We start from the raw sequence: 4,061 nt of genomic DNA, 5'->3' as shown, positions 1-4,061 counted from the left end.
GTTTTTTTAATATCTTAAGAAAGTAATTATGTAATAATAATATGAAATTAGTTTTTCAATATATTTTTAAATATAAAAAGATAATATTATTAAATATTTTATCGGTTTTTTTGATAGCTTTGGGAGAAATCGGAATACCTTTTGTTATAGGTAAAATGGTTATTGAAAAAACCTTAGAAGGTAAAGAATTTACCGATGTTATTTTAATTTTAATTTTTTTAGTTATTTTTGGTATTTTAGGGAATTTAATAGTTAATTATTGCTCCTCTAAAGTATCTTCTTTAGTTTTTAACAATTTAAGCAGTGATGTCTTCAAAAAAATTCAAACTTTGTCAGTAGCAGATGTTCAAAGTTTAGGCGTTTCTAGGTTAATGAATCGTAGTACTTCTGATGTAGATCAAATAGTAAACTTTATCGCTACTTTTTATAGAGCTGCGATTGTGGCGCCAATTATGTTAATCATTAGTTTAACCTTAATTTGTCGTATTTCTGTTCCGCTTTCTACTATTATTATTTTTGCGGTACCTATTTTTATAATAATTTTAGCTATCGTTATGACTAAAAATTATAAATTATCCAAAAAACAACAAAAACAATTAGAAGATATTAATGCTAATATTCGAGAAAATATAACTGGCGTTAAAATTATTAAAACTTTAAACCGCTCTGAATATGAAGAAGAAAAATTTGAAAAAATGAATTCTAATTATATGGATGTCATTATCAAATTATTTAATTCTATGTTATCCATTGAGCCTTTTTTCTATTTATTGTTGAATATATCTATTTTAATTACAACTTTTTATGGAGCTTTTTTATTGAAAACAGTTGGTCAACATGGTTTGACATTAGGATATTTATACAACGTTCTTAACTTACAACACCACATTTTATTTTCTATTTTAAATTTCTTATTTTTATTTATGATGTTTCCTAAAACAGTTGTTTCTTCTAAAAAAATAGAAACTTTATTAGCGATGGAACCTTCTGTTCAAAATAATCCTCATCAAGTAGAACCATTAGAAAAAATTACTGATTTAGAATTTGATAATGTTAGTTTTAATTTCCCTAATTCTTCGTTTTCTATTTTAGATAATATTAATTTTAAAGCTAAAACATCAGAATTAATAGCTGTGGTAGGTTCAACTGGTTCCGGCAAAAGTACTTTAATTAATTTAATACCTCGTTTAATGGATCCTACATCAGGTTCTATTAAAATCAATAATATAGATATTAAAAATTATGATGTAGCGAATTTAAGAGATAAAATCGGCTTTGTTTCGCAGAAAAACATTTTATTTAAAGGAACTATTGAAAGTAATTTATCTTTCGGTCAAGAAAATGCTGATGAATCAGAAATGTTAGAGAAAGCGAAAATGGCTAAATCATACGACTTTATTCAAAGTAAAGAAAAACAGTTAAAAGAATTTGTTAGCGAATTGGGTTCCAATTTTTCTGGCGGACAAAAACAAAGGCTTTCAATTACAAGAACTTTTTTAAAAACACCAGATGTTTATATTTTTGATGATTCTTTTTCTGCTTTAGATTATCAAACAGATTTAGCTATTAGACAAAACTTTGTTCATTTTAGAAAAAACTCTATTATTATCATAGTAGCACAAAGATTAACTTCTGTTTTAAACGCTGATAAAATAATTGTTTTAGATCATGGTAAAGTAGTTGATATAGGTACGCATAAAGAATTAATGCAAAGATGCGAAATTTACAAAAACATTGCAATATCACAAAAAATAAAAGAGGTTTTATTGTGAAACAATTATTCAGTTATTTAAAAAAAATTAAAGCTAAGATCTACATCAGTATTTTTTTAATTTTTTTAGTAGCTCTTACTAGTTCGGCTGTGGTTATTTATGAAGGAAAATATGTCATCGATTACATTAAGAAACATTACGCTAATGATTCAACGACGCTAGAAGATTTTCTTCAAACTCTAGGAATTTCTCTGTTAGGAAATTTATTATTATATGTAATGGCTACTATAGGTAGATTTATTTATAATAAATTACTGATAACTGCTATTCATAGTTCTGTGAAAGATCTACGTGAAGATTTACATAAAAAAATTCATAGATTACCGATTAAATTTTTTGATCAAAACGCGGTTGGAAATGTGATGAGCATTATTACGAATGATGTGGAAATGGTGGCTAATGGTTTACAACAATCCACTATTGCTTTAATTTGTGCTTTTTTTAACATGATTTTAATTATTATTGTTATGTTTTGGGCTAATTTGCCATTAGGTATATTAGTGTCTTTAATGATTCCTTCTGCTTTAATCGTTATTTTCATTATGAATAAAAAATCCCGTAATATTTTCATTGAAAGATATGAAAAAACAGGCGAATATGTAGGTTTTTTACAAGAAAAATATACCGGTCATAAAGAAATCGCTTTATTCAATCAACAAGAAAACGTTATTCAAGAATTTGAAGAAATTAACACAGAATTAAAGCAAAACATTTTTAAATCCAACTTTATATCTGGTTTAGTAATGCCGATTGTGAGTGGTTTTACTTATATTATGGTTTCTCTAGTGGTTATTGTTGGGATTGTGTTAATGCGCAAAGAGGGAGTGGAAAATCATTTCTTAGGTAAAATGGGTTTTTCAGTCATTCAATTAGGTTTATTTCAAGGCTTTATTCAATATGTTTGGCGTTTAGGCCATCCTATTAACGATTTAAGTCAAATTTTTGTAGTTTTACAATCCACTAGAGCCGCTGGTAGAAGAATTTTTCGATTTTTAGGCGAACCAGAAGAAAAAGAAAATCCTGATGCTTTAACTTTAGAAAAAGTAGAAGGATATGTAGATTTTTCTGATGTTTCCTTTAATTATTCAGCCGATAAACCTATTATTAAAAAAATGAATTTAAAGGTTGATAAAAATAAAATGGTGGCTGTTGTGGGTCCTACAGGCTCAGGTAAAACTACTTTAATTAATTTATTAGTTAGATTTTATGATGCTACTTCCGGCAACATTAAAATTGATGGCGTAGATATTAAAGATTTGAAAAAAGCAAATTTACGTGATATTATTGGAATAGTTTTACAAGATTCTTGGTTATTTAACGGCACTATTTTAGAAAACATAAGATATGGTAATTTAAACGCTACTGATGAACAAGTTATTGAAGCAGCTAAAAAAGCTAAAGTTCATGACTTTATTATGGCTAAAAAAGATGGTTACCAAACAGTAATTAATGAAGAAACAACTAATTTATCACAAGGGGAAAAGCAACTTCTCGCCATAGCGCGCACTATTTTACGTAATCCAGCTATTTTAATTTTAGACGAAGCTACGTCCACTATTGATACTAGAATTGAAATGATTTTACAAGAATCTATACAAAAGTTATTGTCCGAAAGAACATCTTTTGTTATTGCTCACCGTTTGTCTACAATTGTGAACGCCGATATAATAGTAGTTTTAGAAAATGGAGCAATTATCGAACAAGGAACGCATCAAGAATTATTAGCTAAACAAGGGTTTTATTATAACCTTTATCAAAGTCAATTTCAAAAATCATAATAAATTGGCTTTTACCTGTTTTAGGTTTTGTTATTCTTGTTGCTATTTTTTTATCTCATAAGGGTTATATATATTGCTAAATAAACAGGAGAAAAAATAATAACTTTAAGACAATTATTAACATTTATTGCTTTATAGTGGAATATATGTGTTTATCTTGTATAAAATTGCTTTTATTGTGCCTAATAGTACTAAAGTAATATGGTTTAAATAAGCAATATTTTTAAATATTGCTTATTTTCATAAAAGATTTTATAATGAGAAATAATAATAAATTTATTAGATAATTTTATTTGTTTATTGATGGGTTTTATTGTTGGTGTTTTTGTATATGTCAATTTTTTTGTAATAAAAGAAATTTCAATTGAGGAAAAATAATAATTTAGTTGTTGCTAAACAATAAGATTTAATATTAAAATTGAAAAGTATTCTTATTGATTATAATGATAATAATGAATGTAGCAGATCGGAAGAGCGGTTCAGCAGGAATGCCGAGACCGATATCGTATGC

Annotated in this window: 2 protein-coding genes; both read left to right on the top strand. The window is 26.6% G+C overall.

What is annotated here, in order from left to right; all coding sequences use genetic code 11:
* Positions 1-41: 41 nt before the first annotated feature.
* On the top strand, positions 42-1,772 hold the full coding sequence (locus RI76_RS01890; RefSeq protein WP_017192451.1) for an ABC transporter ATP-binding protein: 1,731 nt from the start codon (positions 42-44) through the stop codon (positions 1,770-1,772).
* Positions 1,715-3,550, top strand: coding sequence for an ABC transporter ATP-binding protein (locus RI76_RS01885; protein WP_017192450.1), 1,836 nt, complete (start codon positions 1,715-1,717; stop codon positions 3,548-3,550). Before RI76_RS01890 ends, RI76_RS01885 begins: the two co-directional genes overlap by 58 nt.
* Positions 3,551-4,061 lie beyond the last annotated feature (511 nt).

This window comes from Milkweed yellows phytoplasma str. MW1, from assembly GCF_000309485.1.
Lineage (GTDB): Bacteria > Bacillota_I > Bacilli_A > Acholeplasmatales > Acholeplasmataceae > Phytoplasma.
Note: the sequence above shows the minus strand (reverse complement) of the source record. Positions and strands in the feature narration are given on the sequence as shown.

What these genes read in the sequence shown, in the direction of transcription:
- RI76_RS01890 (WP_017192451.1), top strand. Translation starts at nt 42, where the DNA reads ATGAAATTAGTTTTTCAATATATTTTTAAATATAAAAAGATAATATTA.
- RI76_RS01885 (WP_017192450.1), top strand. Translation starts at nt 1,715, where the DNA reads ATGCGAAATTTACAAAAACATTGCAATATCACAAAAAATAAAAGAGGT.